The sequence below is a fragment of the Streptomyces radicis genome (genome assembly GCF_003626575.1).
In the GTDB taxonomy this organism is placed as follows: domain Bacteria; phylum Actinomycetota; class Actinomycetes; order Streptomycetales; family Streptomycetaceae; genus Streptomyces; species Streptomyces radicis.
The window spans coordinates 1-23,502 of sequence record NZ_RBDY01000051.1; the positions used below are offsets into that span (position 1 = coordinate 1).

General features: G+C 69.6%; 23 protein-coding genes and 3 pseudogenes. 18 read left to right on the top strand and 8 right to left on the bottom strand.

Features of this window, described 5'->3' with window-relative positions; genetic code table 11:
* Window positions 1–421: 421 nt before the first annotated feature.
* From D7318_RS31500 to D7318_RS34430, 4 genes and pseudogenes are all read right to left on the bottom strand, one after another.
* Window positions 422–4,321 carry a hypothetical protein gene (locus D7318_RS31500; RefSeq protein WP_183091691.1) on the bottom strand — a complete coding sequence of 1,300 codons (3,900 nt, stop codon included), beginning with the start codon at window positions 4,319–4,321 and terminating at the stop codon, window positions 422–424.
* Window positions 4,322–4,523: 202 nt separating this feature from the next.
* Window positions 4,524–4,850 carry a hypothetical protein gene (locus tag D7318_RS31510; RefSeq protein ID WP_230424303.1) on the bottom strand — a complete coding sequence of 109 codons (327 nt, stop codon included), beginning with the start codon at window positions 4,848–4,850 and terminating at the stop codon, window positions 4,524–4,526.
* Between the two features lie 449 nt (window positions 4,851–5,299).
* Window positions 5,300–6,490: a peptide deformylase gene (locus tag D7318_RS34425; protein ID WP_230424304.1), complete on the bottom strand. Its 1,191-nt coding sequence runs from the start codon at window positions 6,488–6,490 to the stop codon at window positions 5,300–5,302.
* Between the two features lie 64 nt (window positions 6,491–6,554).
* Window positions 6,555–6,698, bottom strand: a pseudogene (locus D7318_RS34430) (helix-turn-helix domain-containing protein); the annotation flags it as partial.
* A 251-nt stretch (window positions 6,699–6,949) separates the two neighbouring features.
* Here D7318_RS34430 and queC point away from each other — a divergent pair.
* The 15 genes from queC (at window position 6,950) to D7318_RS34445 (ending at window position 17,532) form a co-directional block, all read left to right on the top strand.
* Window positions 6,950–7,660 carry a 7-cyano-7-deazaguanine synthase QueC gene (queC, locus tag D7318_RS31520; protein WP_120700672.1) on the top strand — a complete coding sequence of 237 codons (711 nt, stop codon included), beginning with the start codon at window positions 6,950–6,952 and terminating at the stop codon, window positions 7,658–7,660.
* Window positions 7,657–8,049, top strand: coding sequence for a 6-pyruvoyl trahydropterin synthase family protein (locus D7318_RS31525; RefSeq protein WP_220729904.1), 393 nt, complete (start codon window positions 7,657–7,659; stop codon window positions 8,047–8,049). Before queC ends, D7318_RS31525 begins: the two co-directional genes overlap by 4 nt.
* The gene (locus D7318_RS31530; protein WP_230424305.1) at window positions 8,046–8,777 is read left to right on the top strand and encodes a 7-carboxy-7-deazaguanine synthase QueE; all 732 of its coding nucleotides are present in this window, start codon (window positions 8,046–8,048) and stop codon (window positions 8,775–8,777) included. Before D7318_RS31525 ends, D7318_RS31530 begins: the two co-directional genes overlap by 4 nt.
* Complete coding sequence (locus D7318_RS31535) at window positions 8,767–9,210, top strand: DUF6884 domain-containing protein (RefSeq protein ID WP_120700674.1); 444 nt, start codon at window positions 8,767–8,769, stop codon at window positions 9,208–9,210. Before D7318_RS31530 ends, D7318_RS31535 begins: the two co-directional genes overlap by 11 nt.
* A complete protein-coding gene (locus D7318_RS31540) occupies window positions 9,207–9,785 on the top strand; it encodes a phosphoribosyltransferase (protein WP_183091692.1) in 579 nt (192 codons plus the stop codon). The genes D7318_RS31535 and D7318_RS31540 overlap by 4 nt, the downstream gene beginning before the upstream one ends.
* Before the next feature lie 63 nt (window positions 9,786–9,848).
* The gene (locus tag D7318_RS31545) at window positions 9,849–10,547 is read left to right on the top strand and encodes a PIG-L deacetylase family protein (RefSeq protein ID WP_120700676.1); all 699 of its coding nucleotides are present in this window, start codon (window positions 9,849–9,851) and stop codon (window positions 10,545–10,547) included.
* Window positions 10,544–11,278, top strand: a complete 735-nt coding sequence (locus D7318_RS31550) for a WbqC family protein (protein ID WP_120700677.1) — start codon at window positions 10,544–10,546, stop codon at window positions 11,276–11,278. Before D7318_RS31545 ends, D7318_RS31550 begins: the two co-directional genes overlap by 4 nt.
* Window positions 11,275–11,883 (top strand): GTP cyclohydrolase I, encoded by a 609-nt coding sequence (gene folE, locus D7318_RS31555; protein ID WP_120700678.1) that lies wholly within the window; start codon window positions 11,275–11,277, stop codon window positions 11,881–11,883. The genes D7318_RS31550 and folE overlap by 4 nt, the downstream gene beginning before the upstream one ends.
* 477 nt (window positions 11,884–12,360) lie before the next feature.
* A complete protein-coding gene (locus D7318_RS33565) occupies window positions 12,361–12,576 on the top strand; it encodes a hypothetical protein (RefSeq protein WP_220729905.1) in 216 nt (71 codons plus the stop codon).
* Window positions 12,573–13,685, top strand: coding sequence for a glycosyltransferase family 4 protein (locus D7318_RS31565; RefSeq protein ID WP_230424306.1), 1,113 nt, complete (start codon window positions 12,573–12,575; stop codon window positions 13,683–13,685). Before D7318_RS33565 ends, D7318_RS31565 begins: the two co-directional genes overlap by 4 nt.
* A complete protein-coding gene (locus D7318_RS31570; RefSeq protein WP_120700679.1) occupies window positions 13,682–14,485 on the top strand; it encodes a reverse transcriptase domain-containing protein in 804 nt (267 codons plus the stop codon). Before D7318_RS31565 ends, D7318_RS31570 begins: the two co-directional genes overlap by 4 nt.
* Before the next feature lie 17 nt (window positions 14,486–14,502).
* Window positions 14,503–15,900 (top strand): glycosyltransferase family 4 protein, encoded by a 1,398-nt coding sequence (locus D7318_RS34705; protein ID WP_120700680.1) that lies wholly within the window; start codon window positions 14,503–14,505, stop codon window positions 15,898–15,900.
* On the top strand, window positions 15,897–16,730 hold the full coding sequence (locus D7318_RS31580) for a 5'-3' exonuclease (protein ID WP_120700681.1): 834 nt from the start codon (window positions 15,897–15,899) through the stop codon (window positions 16,728–16,730). The genes D7318_RS34705 and D7318_RS31580 overlap by 4 nt, the downstream gene beginning before the upstream one ends.
* The gene (locus D7318_RS34440) at window positions 16,727–17,158 is read left to right on the top strand and encodes a hypothetical protein (RefSeq protein ID WP_230424307.1); all 432 of its coding nucleotides are present in this window, start codon (window positions 16,727–16,729) and stop codon (window positions 17,156–17,158) included. Before D7318_RS31580 ends, D7318_RS34440 begins: the two co-directional genes overlap by 4 nt.
* Window positions 17,155–17,532, top strand: a complete 378-nt coding sequence (locus tag D7318_RS34445) for an HAD hydrolase-like protein (protein WP_230424308.1) — start codon at window positions 17,155–17,157, stop codon at window positions 17,530–17,532. The genes D7318_RS34440 and D7318_RS34445 overlap by 4 nt, the downstream gene beginning before the upstream one ends.
* 302 nt (window positions 17,533–17,834) lie before the next feature.
* Here the strand turns inward: D7318_RS34445 and D7318_RS34450 are convergent.
* The 4 genes and pseudogenes from D7318_RS34450 to D7318_RS31595 all read right to left on the bottom strand — a co-directional run.
* A pseudogene (locus tag D7318_RS34450) lies at window positions 17,835–18,170 on the bottom strand (fused MFS/spermidine synthase); the annotation flags it as partial.
* Window positions 18,171–18,188: 18 nt separating this feature from the next.
* A complete protein-coding gene (locus D7318_RS34455; RefSeq protein ID WP_230424309.1) occupies window positions 18,189–18,365 on the bottom strand; it encodes a hypothetical protein in 177 nt (58 codons plus the stop codon).
* Between the two features lie 282 nt (window positions 18,366–18,647).
* Window positions 18,648–19,094: a transposase gene (locus D7318_RS33210; RefSeq protein WP_183091693.1), complete on the bottom strand. Its 447-nt coding sequence runs from the start codon at window positions 19,092–19,094 to the stop codon at window positions 18,648–18,650.
* Window positions 19,095–19,291: 197 nt separating this feature from the next.
* Window positions 19,292–19,897 carry a 3'-5' exonuclease gene (locus D7318_RS31595; protein WP_120700683.1) on the bottom strand — a complete coding sequence of 202 codons (606 nt, stop codon included), beginning with the start codon at window positions 19,895–19,897 and terminating at the stop codon, window positions 19,292–19,294.
* 463 nt (window positions 19,898–20,360) lie between these two features.
* On the opposite strand from D7318_RS31595, the gene D7318_RS31600 reads away from it, so the two are divergent.
* The 3 genes and pseudogenes from D7318_RS31600 (at window position 20,361) to D7318_RS34460 (ending at window position 23,229) form a co-directional block, all read left to right on the top strand.
* Window positions 20,361–21,149, top strand: coding sequence for a phytanoyl-CoA dioxygenase family protein (locus tag D7318_RS31600; protein ID WP_230424312.1), 789 nt, complete (start codon window positions 20,361–20,363; stop codon window positions 21,147–21,149).
* Between the two features lie 163 nt (window positions 21,150–21,312).
* Window positions 21,313–22,506: an MFS transporter gene (locus D7318_RS31605; RefSeq protein ID WP_183091695.1), complete on the top strand. Its 1,194-nt coding sequence runs from the start codon at window positions 21,313–21,315 to the stop codon at window positions 22,504–22,506.
* Window positions 22,473–23,229, top strand: a pseudogene (locus D7318_RS34460) (transposase family protein). The gene D7318_RS31605 and the pseudogene D7318_RS34460 overlap by 34 nt, the downstream one beginning before the upstream one ends.
* The last annotated feature ends 273 nt before the right edge of the window (window positions 23,230–23,502 follow it).

The window sequence follows — 23,502 nt, forward strand, 5'->3', positions numbered from 1 at the left end:
CATCGCAACCCGCTACGACAAGACCCCGGACAGCTACCTCGCCGGCCTCTACCTTCGCGCCTCGATGATCTGGATCAAGGACCTGACACGAGCCACCCCTTGAACACAACTAAATACGCTCCCTAGTGCGCCCGCCGCCGGTCCAAAGTGAGCAACTACGGTCAATTGCTCTCGGGGTCTTGGGCGATGGATGCTTCGGAACCGTCGAGCAACGGCGGGCTCGGAGCCACTGCGTGGCCTTCGGCAAGGGGGCAACTGGCCGAAGCGGAAGGCACGTCACCGACGTCGACGAATGGTGCAGCAGGAAGAAGTGGTGGACCACGCTCTCGGAGACGTGCTGCGAGCCTACAAGACCGCTACCAGGCGACCCTTGACTTCACCACGAGCAAGTCGACTGCCGGACTGGCGGCAATTCGGGTCACTACTGTGGGTAGCCGTTGCGGGCACGGCTCTGTAGGTCCCGGAGCGTCGAGGCGAAGCTGTCGATGTGGGCCGCTGCGGCAGCGGCGAAGTCCCTCACCACAGGGCTGGGGTGGGCCCGCAACTTCTCCGCGACTTCGCGGCGGGGACTGATCACACTGTCCGGGTCGGTGAAGACACCGTCCTCCGAGGTCAACCCGTGCAGGAGTAGCTCCTGGCCCTCTGCGTCCAATCCGGCCGTGAGCAGGGCTGGAACGATCTCTTCCCAGGTGGCGGTCGACCAGGCAGAGTGGATCGCCTCCGTAGCTCGACGGCGCGTGCTCGGTACGCCGTTCGCCCATTCGGACAGCGTGCGCGACCACGCGTTGGTATCCCTGCCGATCTGGGTAAACGCCCGGCACATCAGCGACTCGGCGGCTTCATCGGGCGCGGTGATCGATGCGATCGACCAGTGGTGGACGAACGCGGCGGTGATCTCATCGCGCACTTCGGCATCGAGGTGTTCGATGTACTCCGCCAACGTGGTCGGCAAGGGATAGCCCCGGCGGATGTGGCCCACCAGAACCTCGGCGAACCGCTCAGGTACCCGGCGTGCGATCTGCATCGCCCCTTCTGCGGCAAGGTAGGGGTCGAGACCTTGACTGAGGTGCTCGGCCGCAGGCATGCGGTCCAGCACAGCAGCGCATGCGGTCACCGCTGTGGCGTCCACCTGCGGCCTCGGGAGGAGGACCGTCCCAATCGCCGCCAGAACCGCAGGAACCGCCTGCTCCGACCCCCGGGTACCCAGCTGGGCCAGGCGCGCCAAGCGATCGTCAGCCGATCTGGTGCAGCGCCCCAAGTGGCTGGCGACTTGTTCGCAGATTGCGGCCGACTCCGCGTTCCCTGAGCCGATGGCTGCTTCCACGAGGGTGTGTAGGAGCGGTTCTTCGTGGTCGGGATGGTCGTCCACCATCGAGAGCGCGAGTCCAGCCATCCTGGTGTCGCTCGTGCGCTCGGACACCCACTGCCACACCTGCTCTGGATACCGGCGAGCGAGTCCAGCCAGGAGCGCAGCCTCCGCGGCCAGGGGACCGTGGGCCAGGCGCGCAAGGACGGAGTCGGCATCGGTCGCGTTCTCGCCTACCGCTGCTGCGAATGCCGGGAGGATTACACGCGCTGCGCCGAAGACGTGGGGTTCGGTGGCTTCCAGGAGATCGACTGCCTGCTCAGTGGTCAGCGCGCCGGCCAGCGCGACGGCGGCGGGCGTCTGGGCTGCGACGTCCTCCTGCCAGGCGCCGCTGAAGGTATGGGGCGGCTGAACGACCAGAAGGTTGGCGAGCTCCTGGTCGGCGAGTGCCGCTGCTGCAACAGGTTCCCCGGCCGCTGCCGCAGCAGTCAGATCGGTACGCCAATATCCCATCCCGAGCGCGGCTTCGGCTGCCAGGCGTCGTACGGACAGCGGAAGCCCCGTCCAATGCTCGGCGATCTTGCTGGCGAACCGCGATGCGGCTGCCGTCAGGGTCTGCTCCGCGTACTCGGGCAACGGCTGCCGGGTACTACCGGGCAGACCGAGGGCCGCCGCTTGGCGCAGCTGCCGGGGCAGGGCGACCAGGGCATTGAGGAGGTGACGGTGCTCGGGCTCACGCAGCACCTGCTCCATGAGTAGCGGCGCGAGCAGGTCGAGGGCTTGGTTGAGCTGATCCCGGGTCTCCGCAACATCGGGCAGCACCATGATGCGGATGTTGAAGGTATTTGCTTGCTCCGGCGTGCCCCACCGCACCCGTTCCGCGGTGACGTGTAGGAACGGCTGCAGGGCTGCGAGAAGCACGCGTGCAAGGGACTGAGGCCCCCGCTTGGTGGCGTCCTCCGGGTTGAGCCCGAGCGGCGGCTCGGCCGCACGGTCCCGGGCCCACCGGGAGATCGCGTCGAGCAGGGCACCGCGGCTCGTTGTCAGTGCCTCGCAGCCCTCAGCGTGCGAGCAGCGGGGGGCACCCCATGTCTCGAACGTCCGGAGCAGAGCACCAGGTTGCCCATCGCCGAACACAGGTCGGGCAGCGTCCACCAGCCAGGCGATGTCCAGGACGGCCGCCACTGCCGCCGGGTTTGCCAGCGGATCAGTGAGTCGTGCCAGTCGGGCGAACTCCTCGCAGAGTTTGTCCAATTCGAACCGGTAGTGCGCGAAGGCGTCCTCGTCACCCCAGAGTTGGCCAGAGGCAGGAGACGGCCACTGCCGGGCCAGCCGTGCGGCGAGTTGCACCAGGAGAGACTGATCGGCAGGGGCAGCCCGGGACGCGAGGTGCACGACACTGGTCCAGTGACCGAGAGAGGCGTCCTCGGGCAGCAAGCCGAGGACGAACTGCGCGATTGCCGCGCCTGCTGCCTGGTTACCGCTGCTTCGGGCGGCATCGGCCAGCACGGCAATCTGCGGGCCAAGGCGCTGCGCCGCGCCGCCCAGTGCTTCGGCGTTCTCCTGTGGCGTGTTCCCCGAGGAAATTCCTGCCCGGGCTGCCAGTTGCTGCAGGGCGGTATGGGCATCCAGTCGGACGGGGGCACACGGGGTGAGTGCGTCGGCCACGAGAACGACGGCGGCGAGGTCGGGGCGGAAGGTGTAGGGCGGCGTGTCCACCAACCCCGCGTCGACGAGGTTGTCCAGAAGTCGGTCGAGACGGTCCGGCTCGGACGGAAGGCCGGAAACCGCACCGTGGAGGACGGCAACGTCTCTGCCGCCATGGTGTCCAGCCAGGTCGCCGGCCCTGGTCAGCAGGGCGAGGGCGACCACGACCGCGCGGTGCAGGCCGGGATCCTCCATCGCCACAAGCCGGTTGGCCACCAGGTTCCGCAACAGTCCCGATGCATCACCCCAGCCGAACTTCCCGCTGGTCAGGGCCACCTGACACGCAGCATGGGCGAGCAGCGGATTGCCGCCAGCAAGGTTGATGACGCTGTTACGGAACTCCTCGTGTTGGATGCCGTGGTCGGTAATGATCCTGTCGATCTCCGGCCTTTCCAGACGTCCTAGAACGACCGGGGCGCCAGCCTTTTGCTCGGCGCCGGCAGCGTAGAGCGTCTGCTCGCGCTCGCCGGGGCGGAGGGTGAACAGCAGACGGACCCGGTCGAACCGAGGATCGGCGAGCATGGCGGCCACCGCGCTCAGGCTCTCGCTGCGGTGGGCGTCGTCGACCACGAGGATCAGGGGACCGTCCAGCCCCACCTCGTTGAACGCCTCCGTTGTGAGGGGTGCGCCGGAGGGGACGACGAGCGTCGTGGCGACGGATCGGGCCGTCTCGATCGCAAGCCGGGTCTTCCCGCTGCCTCCAGGGCCCTCCACGACGACGATCCTGGTTGTGGGGCCTTCCGCGTCGAGCTCGGTACGGAGCCGGTCCTGGGTCTCAGTTGCGCCGTGGAGTTCGGCGGTCATCCCCGGGACGGTGCCGGAGAGTCGCTCCAGGTACATCTCCGCAGTGGACAGGGCCCGGGGCTGGCGCGGACGGACCCCCAGTTCGGCCTCGGCAACCCATCGCAGACTGTCCGACTCCAGCTCCGTGACGAGCTCGGCAAGGTCGACGATCTCCAGGTCCACCCCGAACTCCGTCTTTGCCCGCTTCCGCTCTTGCCCCTTCTTGATCTCGGTCGTCGAGCGGTTCATCACGAAGAAGGCTGGCGCCGTACGCCCGTGCTTCTTATGCTTCTCCAACTCGATGGTGAGCTTCGCGCTCCATGACTTCTGCAGGCTGACCCACAACGCCACGTCGATCCTGCCCTCGAACAAGGGCCGGCTGTAGCCATCGAGACCGGTATCACTCGTGGCGCTGGTAGGCCGGAGGTTGCGATGCCGCTCCCGCAGCACCCATAGCGCCACCCGTTCCAGAACAAGATCATCCGTGAGCTGTTCCAGCGCACCTTGTGCGGTTTCGTACAGCACCCCTCGCCCTTCCGGCTCACCGAGACCTGCGCAGACCATTCTCCTCCACACAGGTTGGCGAGCCAGTTCAGAGTGGCACTCGACAGCGGCAGGCGGGCGGTGCAGACAAAGCCGTCAGGGCCCTCGACGGAACCCTTGTTTTTCTCCACATCAACTCAACTGCCGTCGGAGGCCCGTCAGTTACGCCCCCGTCCCTGCGCAGTTATGGACGTGCGATGAACTGCCCGTCAGGGCGTTTGTGTAGCAAGCCGCGGTTGGCGAGCTTGGTCATCTTCGCCCGCCAAGGTTCCAGCTTGCCGCGCACCGAGGCGTCCAGCCCCAGCCGCTCGCCGATGGCCCTGACCTGCACCAGGCCGTCGGCCTCCCGCACGATCGCCAGGATCTTGCGGTAGTCGCCAGGCAGCGCTCCCTCGTCAGCCGCGTCGCCGCGGTGCGGGATGAGCAGGACTGCCCGCCCGGCCACCTTCGCCGACGCCGGAGCGACAGCCCCGGCGTCGGCCCGGGCCTGTTCGGCCAGGCGGTTCAGCACCCGCTCGCCGCGATCGCCAGTTCATCCCGTTCGGCCTGGAACCTCAGGGAGCTTCTTGACCAACTCTTCGGCGAGGGCGGCCAGTTCGCTCCGGCGGGCACTGATCCACTGCCGCTCCTGCATCCCCCGGGCTCTCCCGCGTTCTCACGGCGTGTCGACCCGCTGACGGATCGTAGGCGGCGGCCGGTCGTGGGCGCAGCCGAACCCGGCATCCCGCCTGAGCCGACCCGGTGATCGACGCCATGGTCATCGGCCGCCGACCGGCACGAGTACCCAAATCGCCATTCACGCCAGACCCGTGACCTACGACTTCACGATGCACATCGCTCACGGAGTGGATGTCGGACCTGGCCCGCCTCCCCTGAGCAATGGCAAGACAGCCCCAATCCCGATCTTTCATCCAGCACCCCCTCTCACTTCGCAGCTCGGGAGATGTGCACGTGAAGGGGTCAGTTGTAGTTCCAGCGGTGGCCGGTGCCGCGGTATTCCTCGACGGGGATGGGCCTGGTGCCTGGACGCATGCGGGCGCGGTAGACGACGCCGTCGACGTGGTCGATCTCGTGGGCGACCAAGCGAGCTTCGCCGTGATGGAAACGGGTCAGGCGGGGGGTGCCGTCGAGGTCGGTGTGGGCGACCAGGATATGCAGGGGGCGAGGCACGAGGCCGCGGACATCGAAGAAGCTCAAGCATCCTTCGTACTGCTGGTCTTCCTCCGGGGATGTCTCGGTGATGGAGGCGTTCAGGAGCACGATGGGCTCGGCGCCCGAGTCCGGAGGCAGGACGACGGCGGCCGACCGGTCGATGCCCAGCTGAGGGGCCGCGATGCCCATGCCCTTACCGAAGGTGTGCAGGGCGCGGACGCGGTCGATCGCGGCCATCAGCTCGTCGATCACCTGCTGGGCTTCGGCGGCCTCTGCGGGGAGACCGAAGGGGCGGGCCGGGCGGGTGAGGATGGGGTCGTCTTCCTGGACGATACCGGCGTCGGCCATGGCCTGGCTCGCGGTGGGCGTGGTCACGGACTCATCCTCCTGGTTCTGGGAAGTCTTCAGGCGCCATTCGAGCCGGTAGCGGGCGTGAAGTTCGGGGTCGACGGTGGACCAGGAGAAGACGGCGCGGTCGCCGTCGTCGGTGCGCTGGGGCGGTGTGCGCAGTGGCGCGACCTGGGCGCTCATGGAAGTGGTGGTGCCCCAGACAGTGGGGTTGCTGGTTACGGGGAAGGTGAGCGTGACGTTCAGGTGGCGGGTGGGCAGACGCACGGCGCGTTGAAACCATGGGCCCCATTTCTCGGCGCTGACGCTGTAGGAGTAGGTGATCTCGGTGGTCTGGCCGGGGTAGAGGGGGAACCGCGTCTGGGGGTTGGCGAACTCCAGCCAGACCTCTTTGAAGGCGTCGCGGTCGTGTTTGACCGTCCAGGTCATCGGTTCGGTGCCGCAGTGGGCGGCGAGGTTCAGTTCGTCCCAGGCCAACGGGTGGGCACGGTAGAGGGCGTTGCTGCGTTCGGGCTCGCCGGGGTAGCGGTCGACGGCGATGCGGATGAGGTAGCGGGTGATGGGCTCGGTGCCGTTGTTCCGCAGGGCGCGGCGCATCCGTAGGTGGAAGTGGGTGCCGTCGAAGTGGAGGGCGGCGTCGTCGTCCAGCACGATCAGCCCACAGCGCGCCGCCGGCGTTCAGCACGTGGTCTGCGCGGCGGGCGAGTTGGGCGCTGCCTTGTTCTCGGCCGCCCTCCAGGTGGCTGACGTAGGAGGGGTCGACGTTCAGCAGGCCGGCCAGGGCAGCTTTGGACAGCCCGCGGACGGTCCTCCAGTGCGTGAGTTCGACCGCGAACGTCGTCTCCTCTTCGCGGGCCATCTGCGCCGTCCTCTCATGAGTCGACGTGAGTCGTGAGTGAGTGCCGCTCACGGTCGCCTCATCTTGCCCCGGGCGGGCTTACTGATGCCAGGTGGCGGCCTGGCTGCGGGGAGTAGCGCCGCGCCCGCCGCTTTCCCGAAACCCATGTCGCGGCTTCTGACTTCACGGCCTCGCAATCCGGCAGTGAGGGCCGATCGACGTCCCCGCCTCCGCGCCTGGCGCGGGGCTTCTTTGAGAGGGTGTGACACGAGATGACGGAACACGCGCCGCGTCACGCGGTCGTGATCGCTTCCGGTGGGCTGGACAGCACGACGGTGGCCTTCCTGCTCGCCTCCCAGGGCGTACAGGTGAGTCTGCTGTCCGTCGATTACGGCCAGCGCCACCGCAAGGAGCTCGACTGCGCCCGGCGCATCGCCGGGCATCTGGGCGCCTGGCACGAGGTGGTCGACCTCACCGGCCTGGGCCGTCTGCTGGCCGGTTCGGCGCTGACCGACGTGGCGGTGAAGGTGCCGGACGGGCACTACACCGCGGCGTCGATGAGGGCCACGGTGGTTCCCAACCGCAACGCCATCCTGCTCTCGATCGCGGCGGGCACGGCCATCGCCGTTGGGGCGGACGCGGTCGCGTTCGGCGCGCACGCCGGTGACCACGCCATCTACCCGGACTGCCGTCCGGAGTTCTTCGAGCAGTTCGCCGCCGCGATCCGCACGGGCAACGCCGGGTTCCTGCCCGACGGCTTCCAGCTCCTGGCGCCGTTCCTGACCGTCTCCAAGGCCGACATCGTGGAAGCGGCGGCGAAGCTCGGCGTGCCGTTCGAGCTGACCTGGTCGTGCTACAGGGGCGACGCCGTGCACTGCGGGACCTGTGGCACCTGCGTGGAGCGGCGGGAGGCGTTCACCGTCGCGGGTGTCGCCGATCCGACCGTGTATGCCGCGGCGTTGAGCGTGGGGAGCGGCCGGTGAGCGGGGTGGCGGGCCGGTTCCGGATCGGGAAGCGGTTCCGTTTCGAGGCCGCGCACCGGCTGACCGGCCTGCCGGAGGGGCACCAGTGCGCGCGCCTGCACGGGCACAGCTACACCGCCGAGATCATCTTGGCCGCGGAGCAGCTGGATGGGCGGGGGTTCGTCACCGACTTCGGTGACCTGGCCCCGGTCAGGACCTTCATCGACGAGCGCCTGGATCACCAACTGCTGAACGAGGTGCTGCCGTTCTCGCCGACCTCGGAGAACCTGGCCCGCTTCCTGGCCGAGTGGTTCATCGAGCACGTCGCACCGGGCATCAGGGGACGGCTGGAGCGGGTGCGCGTGTCGGAAGCGGCCTCGTCATGGGCCGAGTTCGAGGTGATCCGGTGACCACCGCGCGGGAGGACGAGCTGATCGTCGCCGAGACGTTCGGTCCGACGTTCCAGGGTGAGGGGCCGTCGGCCGGGCAGCAGGCGGTGTTCATCCGGCTGAGCCGCTGCAACCTCTCCTGCGGCACGCACACGTCGGCCAGCTGGGCGTGCGACACCCCCTACACCTGGGACTGGAAGCGGTTCGACCCCAAGGACCCGGAGGTCGCGCGCCGGGAGAGCGTGGGCGCGCTCCTTGCGTGGGCTCTGTCGCTGCCGCCGCGGCTGGTGGTGCTGACCGGCGGGGAGCCGATGCTTCAGTGGCGCGGGCTGGAGCGGCTCGCGGTCGGCCTACGCGCTGCCGGGCGCGAGGTGGAGGTGGAGACCAACGGCACGCTGGTCCCCAGGCCGACGTTGGTCGAGGCGGTGACCGCGTTCAACGTCTCCCCGAAGCTGGCCGCCGCCGGGGACTCCGAGCGTCGGCGGATCGTCCCGGATGCCCTGGCCAGCTTGGCTCGGTGTGGGAAGGCCCGCTTCAAGTTCGTGGTCAACCACCTGGGCGAACTGGACGAGATCGCGGCGCTGGCCCGGCGGTTCGCGCTGCGCGAGGTGTGGGTGATGCCGGAGGGGACCACGGCCGGTGCGGTGCTGGATGGCCTGCGCGCGGTGGCCGAGGAGACCCTGGCTCGCGGCTGGCATCTCAGCACCCGGCAGCACGTTCTGATCTGGGGTGATGAGCGTGGGCGCTGACCTGATCGACGGGCTGGTGGTGGTCGGCTGTTCCCGACGCAAGACGGTCACCTCACGCCCGGTGCCCGCGCTGGAGCTTTACCAGGGTGGGTGCGTGCCGCGGCTGCGCGACCGGCTCGGTGCCGATGCGGGCCGACGTCGGCAGGTGCTTGTGCTGTCGGCCCGCCACGGGCTGGTGCCCGCGGATGCCCCGCTGGAGACCTACGACCAGCCGCTGACCGAACGCCGGGCGCGGGCGCTGTGCCGACCGGTGCGCCACGCGCTGACCGTCCATCTCGCCATCCATCCGACCTGCGAGGCGCTTCTCCTGCTTGAACCCGCCTACCTCCAAGTTCTCGGCACGCCCCCCGTGCCGGTGGTGCACGTCATCACCGACCCGGTCGCCCATTTCGGCGCGGCCGAGAAGATTCTGGCCACCTGGGGCTGGGCGTGACCGGGTCGGCCCCGGTGCCCGCGCGGGTCTTCGAGGGCCGCCGCACCTGGCGGCTGACGCCCGACGCATTCACCGCGGCGGCGCGCCTGATCGCCGGGGCCGAGGCCGCGCACCGCCCGCAGGCGGTCGTCGGGATCGCGCGCGGCGGTACCCAGCTGGCCGAATGGGTCGCCGCGCACCTGTCGGTGCCCGCGGTCGTGATCGGCGCTCGGCACAACACCACCGATGCCCCGCGGGCCTCGGCCAGCGGCCGGGTCCGGCTGGACGCCGTGCCGGAGGCCGCCCTGGCGGTGCTCGGTCGCGGTCGGCGCCTGCTGGTGGTGGACGACGTCGTCGGCTCCGGCGCGACCCTTCGGGCCGTCCTTGCCGACCTGGCCGCCCGGGTCGCGCCGGTCGGGGTACGCACCGCGGTGCTGTGCCGCAACGCCGGTACTCGCTTCGCGCCTGACACGTGGGGCTGGGAGGTGGCCGACTGGGTCGTCTTCCCCTGGGAGGCACCGCCGCCGTCGGCCGAACCGCTTCCCGCACTGACCCGTCTGCACCACCGGACCGGGCCACCGGTCCGGGACATCTGACTCCCCTTTCCCGAGTTTCCCGGGGCCCGTTCACCTTCCACGGACATCAAGAGGAGGCAGGCCATGCTGGGCCTGACATCGGGCGACCGCGTGCTGGTCGTGGCGCCCCATCCTGACGACGAGACCCTCGGGGCCGGCGGAACCATCGCCCGCCTCACCGCGGGGGGCGTGGAGGTCCACGTTCTCGCGATCACCTGCTACCCGCTGCCCCGCTGGGGCGCACCCCACGATTCCGCCCGGCGCCGCGCCGAGTTCGAGGCGGCCTGCGACGTGCTCGGTGTGGCCGGGCGAGACATCGCCTGGGTGGACGACGAGCGCGCCCGCCACCTCGAAGCCCACCTGCCCGGACTCATCCGGCTGTTGGAAGGCGGGCACCGCTTGTCGCTGGAGTCGTTGCGGCCAGCGGCGCTGCTGATGCCGACCGACGGCGCGGTCCACCATGAGCACCGGCTTGTGCACCGCGCCTGCTACGCGGCGGTCCGGCCAGCTGGCGCCGCCCGCCACGTTCCGCGCATCGTGCTGGGGTTCGACGGTCCGGAAGACCTCTGCTGGGGCGCGCGGCGCCCGCGCGGGCCTGTGGTCGTGGACATCACCGGCCATGCGCGGGTGAAGGACAAGGCGCTGGCCTGCTACGAGGGTGAGCTGCGTGGTGAGGACCACCCGCGCAGCCCGGGCCGGATCCGGGCGATCGACACCGCCATGGCGGCGGGGGTCGGCGCCGGGCGGGCCGAGGCGTTCACCCCGTATCGGATCGCCTGGTGACCGCCGCCGTCCCGGCCCGGGTGCTGGTGGCGCACCAGCCCGCGTATCTGCCCTGGCAGGGCTACTTCTCCCGCCTCCTCGACGTCGAGGAGCTGGTGCTGCTGGACCACGTGCAGTTCTCCGAGCGGGGCTGGCAGCACCGCAACCACATCCGCAACCCGGCCGCGACGGATAAGCGGGCGCGGCTGACGGTGCCGGTGTGCCGCCGCTTCGGACAGTCCATCAACCAGGTGCGGCTGGCCGACGAGCCGTGGGCGGCGCGGCACTGGCGCACCCTTGAGCACACCTACGCCCGTGCCCCCTACTGGCCCACCCACCGGGAACGGCTCGCCGCTCTCTACGCCACCCGATGGGAGCGGCTGGTCGACCTGGACGAGGCGCTGACACGGTTCCTGCTCGACGGGTTGGGGCTGCGGGTGCGGCTGGTGCGCTCCAGCTCCCTGGCCCCGGCGGGCGTGCGGACCGCGATGCTGGCGGATCTGTGCCGCCGCACCGGATCGAGGGCGCTGCGGGTGGGCGTCGGCGCGCTCGGCTACCTCGACGCCGAGGTGCTGGCCGCGTGCGGCGTCCATGTCGAGGTCGCCACCTATACCCACCCCCGTTACGCCGGTGGCTGGCCCGGGTGGGCGCCGGGTCTGAATGCGCTGGACCTGCTGCTGTTCGAGGGCCCCCGGGCGGTCGACGTGCTGCGCGCGGGAGCGCGCCTGGAGACGAGAGAGCCGGTGCGATGACGAAGTTGCTGACCGACCACACACCGGCCCCGGCCGCGCCGGGCCGGGTGGATACCGCCCGGGTCGCCCAGCTCTACCGTGAGCTGCTGGCCGCGCTGGGGCAGGATCCGCGGCGCGAGGGCCTGCGAGACACGCCCGAACGGGCTGCGGCCTGGTGGGCGGAGTTCCTCGACCACGACCCGGGCCGCACCGACACCGTCTTCGCCCAGGACCTCGACGCCGCCACCGAGACGATGGTCGTGGTCCGCGGTATCGGCGTCTGGAGCCTGTGCGAGCACCACCTACTGCCGATGCGCCTTCACCTGGCCATCGGCTACCGGTCGGCCGGACAGGTGCTGGGCCTGTCGAAGTTCGCCCGTATCGCCGCCGCGCACGCCCACCGTCTACAGGTCCAGGAACGGATCGTGGACGGCATCGCCCGGGACGTGGCCGCCGCGACCGGCAGCGAGGACGTCGGGGTGGTCGCCGACGGCGAGCACCTGTGCATGAGTATGCGCGGAGTGCGCCAACCGAGCGCCCGCACGGTGAGCGTCAGCTTCACCGGCGCGTTCGAGACAGTGCTGGGAGACCGGCTGCTGGCCTTGGCCTCCGGGAGCAGCCGATGAGCGGGCGGGCGCCCGGACAGGGCCGTCTTTCGCCGACGGCGAGCCCGCGTGTGCTGGTGAGCGGGCCGATCATCCCGCCGGGGAACGTACCTGCTGCCCGGGACAACGCCAGGCTAGTGCCCGCCGCCGACCCCGTGCAGTGGGCGTACGTGCCCGGCGGGGATCTGTCGGCGGGGGAGTGGCACCGCGCCCAGACCGTTTCCGGCCTGTGGTGGTCGGACACCGTGCTGTCCGCTGGCCACCTCCCGATCACCAGCCTGCCGCTGGCCGAGGCCACGGTACTGGCAGCCGCGCTGGGCGGCCGGATCCCCACCAGCGCCGAGTGGGAGTGGATGGCTTCGGCCGGCCGTCGCCGCTTCCCCTGGGGCGAGCACGAGCCGACCCCCGCACACGCCAACCTCCGCGACCTCGGCCCCGGCCACCCCGTCCGCGTCCGCCAGCTGCCAGCCGGTCGCACCCCGCAGGGGCTGTGGGGGGGTGGCCGGCAACGTGTGGGAGTGGACCCTCGCCCCCGGCCGCCGGGACGGCATCGCGCTCCTGCGCGGCGGCTCTTACAACTCCCTCCCGCAGTACGCCTCCTGCGCGCACGCGAACGACGTGCTGCCGACCCTGGTCTCGCCCGGCGTCGGGATCCGCATCGTCCGCGACACCCGACCCCCGTCCGCCTCCGACCGCATGGAAGGGTGCTCGTGAAGCCGCTGACCGTCGCCTTTGTCCTGCTGACCTACAACACCGACGAACCGGCCGGGATCGAACGATCCGTCGCCTCCCTCGCCGAAGGCATGCGCGCCCAGGGCCACCGCACCCTGATCGTGGCCGCGGGACCGGCCACCGGCCACCACGTTCCCGGGCTGGTGCGGCTGGCCAGCATCCGCCTGCCTCGCCCCGCGGTCGAGGCCGACCTCACCAAGCAGCTGACCGACACCGGCCCGGTCGAACGCGAACTCCACGACCTCCTCACCACCCACCGCGTGGACCTGGTGTGCTGGGTCGACGCCGTATGGGGCCTGGGCTATCTCGCTCCCGCTCCGCCCGGCGTCGCCACCGCGCTGATGGTGCACGTGCTGCGCACCGACGAACCGATGCACGCGAGCCTCGCCCACCACCCAGCGGTGATCACCGTCAGCGACTTCCTCCTCGACCAGGCCGCCGACGCCGGACTCGACACCACGATGTGGCAGGTGGTGCCCAACGCCCTGCTTCACACTGCTGCCCCACCGTCCCCGGCCGAGCGGGAGGAACTACGCCGGGCCGGGCCGGTGCGGATCGTGGCCCGCGCCGAGCCGCACAAGGGCACCGCCGAACTCCTGAGGGCACTCCCTGCCGAGCTGGGTCGGGAGGTGGAGATCGTGCTGGCCCCGGCCGGGTTCGAGTACTGGCCCGGCATGCAGGAGCAGGTGCTCGACGCATGCCGGGAGCTGGCCGCCGACCTGCCGCAGGTGCGGCTGCTGCCCGCCCTGCCCTGGCACGGAGTCCAGCCGTTCCTTGCCCGGGCGGCGGTCACCGCGGTCGCTTCCACCAGCCCCGAGACGTTCGGGAACGTTGCCGCCGAAGCGCTGTCGGTGGGCACGCCGGTCATGGGATACGAGCTGGGCCACCTCCCGGCCCTGACCGGCCCGGCCGGCCGCCTGCTGCCGCTGGCCGACGGGCCGGATCGGCTGTGGCGGGCACTCGACGCGCTGCTGGCCGACCGGGTCGGCTACCACGCCGCATCCTGCGCCGCACCGGGCCAGGTCGCCGCGCACACCCCCATCGCGGTGGCCCAGGCGTTCCTCGACGCAACGGTGGGGGTGCGGCGGTGAGCGGTGGTCCGGCCGGGCACTCTCTGATGCGGCAGGTCACCGACCCTTCGGCGCTCAAACGCGCCGCCCGCCAGTGCATGGGCCGCACCGGCTCCCCCGGAGCCGACGGGATGACCTGGCGCGCCTACCGCCAGGATCTGACCGGCCGACTCGCCGACCTCTCGCGGCGGCTGGCCGACGGCTCGTGGCGGCCAGCGCCGGTGCGCACCGTGTGTTTCGACGCGTGGGGCAAGCGGATGACGGTGGTGATCCCCACGGTGGAGGACCGCATCGTGCACCGGGCCCTGCGCAACGCCGTCGAGCCGGTCCTGGAACACGATGCCTACCCACGGTGGATGTTCGGATGGCATCGGCGCGCCGGCCGCCCGCTGGCCGTCGCCGCGGCCGCCGCCCACCTGACCGCTGGACGGACCTGGGTCGCCGACATCGACGTCGCCGCCGCCTCCCGGGGCGTCGGCCTGGATCAGGCCGTCGGCTCGGTGGCCCGCTTCGTCCACGACGGCACCCTCCTCGGTCTGCTGCGCCGCATCCTTGCCGCCCTGCCCGACCCGCTCGCGCCCGGCAGCGGCCTGAACCCCATGCTCACCAACCTCCGCATGACCCCCGTCGACCAGCTGATCTCCACGCGGGCGGTGGTGCGGCTCACCGACAACTACACCCTCTTCGCCACCACCCGAGCCGAAGCCGAGGCCGCCGCCGCCGAGTTGACCGACGCGCTCGCGGCCCATGGCATGCGTCCGGCCCCGGCCAAGTCGAAGGTCTGGCAGCCCCATCCCGAAGACCTCTACGCCGCTGGCTGACCGAAGGGAGACCGCTCATGCCGGTCCATGACACCCCGGCGCTGCTGTACTGCGCCGTCAACGGCATCACCAACTGCACCAACGGCATCGGCCGACAGACCAAGACCCTGCTGGCCGTCCTCGAACACCACTACCCCCGGCTGGCCACCGCCGTGGGCGACTTCACCCCCTATCTCGCCGTCCCGCAGCCCGGCCCGGCCACCTGGAACAACGACCCCGCCGACCTCGCCTACGCCCGTTCCGTCGTCGAACCGCTCGGCGGCCAGGTCATCCCCCTCATCTATGACACCAGCGGCCCGCTGTGGCTCCCGGAGACCTTCGAGCACCTGTCCACCGCAGCCGCCACGGCGGCCAGCGACCTCGCCCGCACCCACCCCCGGGTCATCGTCGTGGCCGTGGACACCCCCTTCGCCGGTGTCCCCGCGGCCGCTGCCGGAGACGAGCGGGTCGAGGCGGTGCTGGCGCTGTTCTCCACCACCCGCATCACCGAACGCCCCACCCCGGATCCCGGCAGGCTCGCGTGGGAGCAGCGGGCCATCACTGCCGTCAACGCCCTGCCGCGAGCATGGGTGGCCGACATCGGGGCCTTTCTCACCGGCCACCTCACACAGGAGTACGGCCTCGATCCCGGCCGACTGGTGTCCTGGCCCTCCGGCCTCCACCTGCCCGCCGCCGACCTCCAACCCATGCCCACGGCCCGGGCCGCCGAGGTGCTGGCCAGGTTCGGCATCCCCACCGGCCGGCCGATCATCGCCCACGTCGGCCGCACCGACCCGACCAAGGGTCTGGACCTCCTCATCGACGCGATCGGCGCTTCGGCCACGCTGCGCGACCGCGTGCACCTGGCCGCCATCGCGGTGCCCACCGACGACGAACGCGCCACCCTCCTGGGCACCTACCGCTCACGCTGCCGTGACCTGGGCCTGTCCGCGACGATCGTCGGCGCGTTCGACCGCGACCTGCCGCGCGCGCTCGCCTCCTGGCCCGGCACGCACGTCATGGCCTGCCCCAGCCGCGGCGAGACCCTCGCCAACACCGTGTTCGAGACCGCCTTGTGGGCCCGTGACGCGGGCCCGGTCGTCCTGGCACCAGGCCGCGACGGCTTCACCGAACAGATCACCGACGGCCACAACGGACTCCTCTACCACCCCACCCGGCCCGGGGCGCTCACCACCGGTCTGCACCGCGCCCTGACGCTGACCGACGCCGAACACGCCCGGATGCGCGCCGCCGCGCACCACCGGGTCGTGGGCGAGCGTGACGCGACCGCCCATCTGGCCGCGCTTCTGGGCCGGTTCATCCGCCCCGGCGACGGGCACGCCGCTAAACTCACCGACCATCCGTCACCGGATGCCCGTCCGCCGCGGTCACAGGCCCCCCACCACCCCCTTGAGACCACGGAGGCCACAGCATGAGCCCGACCGCGCCCCTGCTCCTCGTCGACGGCCACAACCTCCTCTACCGCGCCTGGTACGGCTTCCCGACCCGAATCACCTCCCGCGACAAGACCGTCGACCGCACCGGCGTGTTCGGTTTCACCGCCCTCCTGCGGAAGGCACAGACCCAGCACGCCCAGGATCACGAGCTGTTCGTTGTCTTCGACGCCGAGGACGGCAGCAATGCCCGGGCCGCCCAGGACAGCGACTACAAGGCTCAGCGGCTGGCGCCCGGGCCCGGGCTGATCGAATCCCTCGCGGACATCAAGCGGGGCCTGGACGCGATGAAGGTGGGCTGGATCGAGCAGCCCGGCTGCGAAGGGGACGATGTCATCGCGACCCTCACCACCGCCGCACGTACGGGCGGGCGGGAGGTCACCGTGATGAGCGCGGACCGCGACTTCTACCAGCTGCTGGCCGACCCCGAGGTGCGGCTGCTGAACACCGGCCTGGCCGAGGACCGCCGCCTGACCACCGGTGCGCACCTGTCGCCGAGGTGGGGGGTGACCGCGGCCCAGTGGCCCGACTACCGGGCCCTGACCGGGGATCCGGCCGACAACATCCCCGGCATCCACGGCATCGGCCCGCGCACCGGCGCCCGCCTGCTGGCCGACGGCCGACACCTCCAGGACATCCCCGTCGAAGACCTCAAACCCGCCTGGATCGCTCAGTGGGAGCAGGTGCTGCGCTGGCGCGAGATGATCCGGCTCGACCACAAGGTCGACGTCGCCGACGACCTGCTCACCGGCCGCCCCACCGGGCGACTGATCCCGGCGGCCGCCCTGCTGGAAGAGCTGGACCTGTGGTGACCGGCCACCCTGACGACGATGCCGGGGTGGTGGCGTGGGACTTCGGCGGCACCCTGGGTCACCGCAGGAACGGAACCTGGGCCGAATGCCCGCTGGAGATAGGGAACCGCCAGCAACCCGACCGCGCCTTCACGCACGCCGGGGTCTACGACGCGCTGGCCACCGGCTTCCCCTGGCACCACCACGACCGGCCTCACCCGCACCTGGCCGACCCCGACACCTGGTGGGCGCACGTCACCGGCATCGTCGCCCAAGCCCTGCGCGGCCTGGGCATGCCCCGGGAGGCCGCGGCGGCCGCCGCGCACGCCACCCGCGCCGCCTGCACCGACCCGGCCTGTACCCCAGACCGTGGAGGTACTGGAAGCACTCACCGCCCGCGGTTGGCGGCGACATGGTGTGCCCCAACCACGTCCCCGAACTCGAGATGATCCTCGGCCACCTCGACGTGGCCCCGCGCCTGCGGACGGTGGTCAACTCCGCAGTGACCGGCTTCGAAAAACCCCACCCGCGCGCCTTCGCGGCCACTCGCGCGGCGGCCGGTTCCAGCGGGCGGCTGTGGATGGTGGGGGACAACCCCCGTGCGGACGCGGCAGGGGCGAACGCGGCCGGGATCGACGCGATCTGCGTCAGCCGTGCCCGGCCCGGCGACATACCTGACCTCGCCGCAGCCGCCCGCATCATCACCCCCATGCTTCCCGGGGGCGCCAAGGCACCGCACCGGTTCCTTCTCCCTCCTCTCACCCAACGTGCGGTAGCCGCGCCGCCACCAGTCGGATGGGATGGCTGGCCGCCTGCTATGTGACAACGTCGACGTCCCGGCATGTGGGTGCCGAGGAAGAACCTCAATCGGCGGCTCGTGCGGCTCGGTCGTTCATCTCCTGGTTGGCGAGCTGAGCGGTGGGGCCGTTGACGAGTCATGCTGACCAGCGTGGATTCAGGGCTCCGAAGATCGCTTCCCAGCATGGTGGAGATCGTTTCCCAGAAGGCGGAGGGCGGTCGCTGTGGAGAAGGTGGCGCGGCCGTTGTCGGTAACCGGATTCTGGCCCCTCGGAGCGGGCCGCGTTCAGCACGGCTTCCACCGTCGATCAGACCGGCGTCGATCTCGGACACCACACTGGTGGAGCCGGGGCGCATCGCCTCCAGGTAGGTCGGTATGGAGAGCCCGCCGCCACCGAGGTGGTAGGCGTCCAGCGCCTCGCCCGGCGGATACGCGGTGTCGGCGAGGGAAGCGATCGCCTGGACGTAGCGGAAGTCCAGGTGTTCGGGGTCATCGAGGTCGACGTAGGAGTGTCGCAGGCCGTCGAGGACGAGGGTACGGCCGCTCTCCCGGTCGGGATCCTCCACCACTGCGGCGCAGTGGTAGCGCGTCTCCGCGTCGCATCCGCTGGGGACCGCCGTGCTCACGGCGATGCTGCCGCTGACAGCCCCACCCGCCAGCACCGCCTGCCGGCCACGCCGTCAGTCCCGCATCGAGGCGTCGACGAGCACGCTGGCGACCAACAGGACCACCCCGAGGGCGATCAGGATGACGCTGACCGGGACGACCGAGATCAGCACGAAGCCGGTCAGCATGGTGCCGGCGATGCCACCCGCCGGGCCGATCCCCGACAGGCGCCCCACCACCGCGCCGGTCACCTCCAGATCGACCAGCAGGAGCGACCATGGGGGTCACTGCCGTGAGCGGCGCGGCCGGCAGGAACAGGCAGAAACCGCCGACGAGCAGCGCCAGTGTGCCGTCGGCCGTGCCGGCGAGACGGACGAGGGTGTCTTCGCCACGGCCACCCCCGACAACGCCAGAAATGGCCCGACCGTCCGCCGGGGCGCCATCGCATCGGCGGCTCGCCCGCCGGCCCACGATTCCACGGCGATCGCCGACAGGGCGATGCCGATCACGGGCTCCAGTGTGCGCCTCGGTGATCACTTCGTCCGCCTGCTGCCGGAGTCCTCGTGCTCCGAGAGCAGTTCCAGCAGCTCGTGTGCTTTTCCCAGGATCGCCAGCGCCTTCTGCGACTTCGCCAGTTCCGCGGCCAGCCGCTCGTTCTCCGCCCGCAGCTTGCCGTTCTCCATCTCGACGTCCGGCTTGCCCTTCGGCCCAGTCCGCTTCACGGCCAGCGCGTCCAGTGCACCGGCATCGCGGGCGGTCCGCCAGTCGATGATGTGGGAGTGGTATAAGCCCTCCCGGCGCAGCAGCGCACCCTTCGCGCCCGGCTCGCTCAACCGCTCGTACTCCTCCACGATCCGCAGCTTGTACTCCGGAGTGAAGGTCCGCCGCCTCGGCCCACCGGCTCGGGGACCAGGCTTCTTCTTGCCCACGGCCCCATCATCGGCCACTTCGGCCTTGAGTCCGGCACTACTCAGCGTCACGTTCGAAAGATTCTATTCTCGCCCGCTACGTAGCCATAGAAGATTCTATCGTCTTATGTCTCACAGGAGCCTGACAGGAGGGCACGGCCGTCAGGCAAGGCGGAAAACGGCTGTCCGGGGAGTCGGCTTCCCCGCCCACCACAAGGTAGGCACGAAACCAGGGCGAACTTGATAAGGCTCAAGCATGTTGCTTCGAGTCAATTTGAGCTGGTGAGGCAGCCTTCGGGTAGGGAAGCCCCAGTGGAACAGAGATGCCTGATTGCCGCTGCCAGCGAATAGCAGTCGAAGAGCGCCGAATGCTCCTCCCCGCCAGCCGGCTTGGGCAGGCCAAGAACTCGCCATAGGCGCCCCACGTTGACCGATCCAGTTACTGGAGCGAGGGTATTCACCCAGGGGCGAATGTTCAGAAAACTAGGACTGAGGAAGCCGGCCTTGATCTCCTCGCCGCGCAGGCGTGCCCATCCCGTATTCTCGCCGAGAACTACCATGTCGTTGCCGTACGAGAGGACGGTCTGTCCCCGGCAGAACTCCAGCAAACCACTGAGCGCTTCGGCCGGATGAAGACTGCCGCCGGCCACCATCTCCTCAGTGATCCCGGTGAGTTGAGTGAAGTAGTCCGACAGTCGCTGGTTGACCAGAGGCCGCACCAGCGCCTCGTACGAGTCGAGCACATCATGTGTATCACTTACACGCAATGCGCCGATCTGCACGATCTCGCGCAACTGACCAGGTGCCGACCAGTCCCGCTCAAGCGCTCCTCGCCATGTCGTGAATTCCAGATCGAAGACAACATAGCTAGACACCGATTTTCTCCATCGCTCCGACTTAATCCCGTCCGCCCTCAGTGAAGCACACGAGTGAGTGCACAGGGAACCACACCGTCCTTGACATTTCGCTTAGATGGGCGCTCGCCTCCTGAAAGTTTCGCTCCGGCCCTTCGCATGCACCCTGGGGGATCAAGCCAAAATGGCGCGTTTCCGCATGTTGGCTCGACGAGCCTCATGGCGTATAGCAAGAAGGCCGACACAAAACCTGCATCCCTCGTTAACCCGGACAACGCCTACGATTACCTTTGGCTACAAGTGCGGTTAGCTACTCTCCCGCAGAGGTCACAAACCCATTTGCCTACGGTGCGACTCAATGGTGGCACTCACTCCGCTCCACCAATCCCAGAGGACTGACTGCGCGCGGCCCATTGAATACCGGCGCCGCGTCCGGACGGCACAATCCGGCGAGCCATCAACGAAGGAGTTCTCGGTGACTACGATGAACGCGCAACTTTCAGAAGTAGCTGATCTCGTCTCGACGGTCGGCTGGGCCATTGCGAAGAACCGGCTCGACCCGGACCAGATCCACAGTGCCCGAACCCTGATCACCGCGCATTTCGCGGCAGGCGGTGGCGTCTTACATGGCGAAGCACAGGTGCAGCCGGCGGCCGCTCATTTCGTCCCCGGCCTCTCCTGGCTTTACGCACATCCTCAGGTCGTCGAGCTCGCCAGGTCGGCGCTGGGCACCCGGGACATCATCTTCACCGGACACAGCGACGCGCATCAGGGGTTTGCCCCCGGTTGGCACAAGGACAGCGGCAGCGAGGCCCTGGGGGATTCGCTCTGCGGCTACTTCGGCGAGTCCCCCGAGGAGCTCTTCACCGGGCCGCCGGAAGTCGTGAAGGTCGGCATCTACCTCCAGGACTCCACGAGCGACAACTGCCTCCGTGTTGACCCGAAGTCGCATCTGCGCCCCCATGTCCAGCCCGTCAGCCCGGCTCAGGTCCTGATGGACGCCGGCGACCTCGTGGTGTTCGACGTACGCATCACCCACGCCGGTGCTGTCACCCCCGAACCGGACTCTCCGCAGCTCACCGCTCTCCGTGAAAGGGTCTCCGCCTTCGTCACGTTCGGCCGCAACACTCAGCGCACCAAGCGCTTCTCCCAGGCGAACATGGCAAGGCAAAGGGACCAGCTCAGCCAGACCGAAGGGGGAGCCCCAGCGGCGGACGCGGGCCATGTGGCTCTGCTTGTCTCGCAAGGAGTCGGCCAATGGCAGGAGAGCTGAGGAACATGACAAACAGACGTCGGCTTGCTCAGTGCGTCATGACGCTCCGCCAAGTCATGTCGTGAGCACGGACAGGAACTCGCCGACCTCGGATGCCGGCGAGCCGGCCGTCCGTGTCCCCGCACGAGCGTGGGTGGCATGGGCGGCCGGCGCTCTCACGTACGTGGTGGCGATCTTCAATCGGGGCACCCTGGGAGTCGCCGGCCCGATGGCCGCTGACCGGCTCGGAGTGGACGCGACAGCACTGTCCTCCTTCGCCGCGGTTCAGCTTGGCGTCTTTGCCGCCACCCAGATTCCCGTTGGCCTGCTGGTCGACAGGTATGGGCCTCGGGTGATGCTGACCACCAGCCTGACGGTGATGGCGGTCGCGCAGACGATGGTGGCCGGCGGGGAGACCGTCTCCCTGGTCCTCCTGGGGCGCGCCCTGCTCGGTTGCGGGGACGCCATGGTCATGATCAGTGTGCTGCGGCTGATCTCCGCTTGGTTCCCCACCACCCGCACTCCCGTGCTCGCTCAGCTCACGATCGTTGCCGGCACGGCGGGAGGGTTGGCCGCCATCCCTCCCCTCGCCGCTGCGCTGCGAGCCTTCGGCTGGGAACCCGTTTTCTACACCATCGCACTACTGACAACGTGCCTGATCGCTGTGGTATGGGTAGGCGTACGGGACGCGCCTCCGGACGCCTTGTCGCCCGAGACACGCCGCCCCTCGGAGGAGACCTTCCGGTCAGCACTCGTCGCAGCCTGGCGGCAGCCGACAACGCAGGTGGGACTGTGGCTGATGTTCACCGTCCACTTCCCCGTTCAGGTTTTCGTCCTGCTCTGGGGGTATCCCTACTTGACCCAGGGCCAAGAACTGCCCGAAGCGACCGCCAGCTACGTGACAGCGGTCCCGCTGGTGGTAACCATGGCGTTGGGCCCGGTGTTCGGAGTAATTTCGGGCCGACGCCCTCGCTGGCGCCTGCCGCTGGTGCTCAGCATCGCCGCTACGACCACACTTGCCTGGAGCCTCGTCCTCCTGTGGCCCACTCAGCCAGCACCACTTACTCTGCTCTTCCCCCTTGCGATCGTCCTGGGCCTGGGCAACCCAGCTGCCGTCTTCGGTCTCGACATCGCACGCGCCGGGAGCGCGCCACACCGCGTCGGTGCCGCCTCCGGTATCGCCAACATCGGCGGCTACACGGCAGCCCTGCTGGCCATCATGCTGATCGGCTTCACGCTGGACCAGTCCCGAGAGACCACCGCGGAGCCAGACCTCGCGGACTTCCGCATCGCACTGGCCACCCAGTTCCTCGTTCAAATCCTGGGCGCGGCGATGCTTTTTCGCTGTCTGCGCCGTTCTCGGGACGTCCCACATTGAACCGCCGGGCTCTCGGCTGCTTCAAGCAGGCCGTCCTGGCCCTTCGGTGGTTTGTCGACGGCACCCGGATCTCCCAACTGGCTCGCGACAACGCCATCTCCGTCCCCACGGCCTATCGCGGCCTGCACGAAGGCATCGCCGTGCCGGCCTCCCAGGCCCCCGACATCCACACCGCCATCGAACGCGCCAAGGCCACGGGCCTCACCCACCTGCTGCTCGACGGAACTCTGATCCACACTGACCGGGTGGCCGCCAAGGCTTTGAACGCCAAGGGCCGGGAAGTCGACCTCCGGTACTCCGGAAAGCACCGGCAGCCGGGGGAAACGTGCAGGTCATCACCGTCCCGGACGGTTCCCGCTGTGGACCTCGCCGGTGGAGCCCGGCTCGGCCCGCGACCTCACCGCCGCCCGCTTGCACGCCCTGCCCGCCCTCTACAGAGCGGCCCGCGACGGACTGCCGACACTCACCGACATGGGATACATCGGCTCCGGCATCGGCATCCGAACCCCCGTGAAACGACACCCCGGCAACCAACTCGCCGAAGAACATCTCGCGTACATCGCCGTCCAGACCGCCCTGCGAGCCATCGGCGAACGCGGAAACTCCCTGCTCAAGACCACCTTCAAAGCCCTACGCCGCGTCACCCTCAACCCCAGCCGAATCGGCGACATTACCGCGGCAGCCCTCGTCATCCTCCAATGGAAGGAGGGCCGAACCACCTGAACCACAACCCTACGTAATCACCGGTTACCGAGAAAGGCTCAGTGAGGTTTTCTCAGCGAGATAATCTTCGCGAAGTGGGATGATCGCGATGTACGTGGTCAGAGCAGGCGTTGGGTGGCCCGGCTGGAGGTAGACGTGAAGCCCCTGCTAGGGAGCGTATCGAGTCGTGATCAATCTGCGGGATTCTCCCTCACGGTGGGGCCTGGACCGGTAGATCTTCTTGCGTGACGCGAGTGCAACTGACGGACGACGAGTGGGAGTTCATCGGGCCGT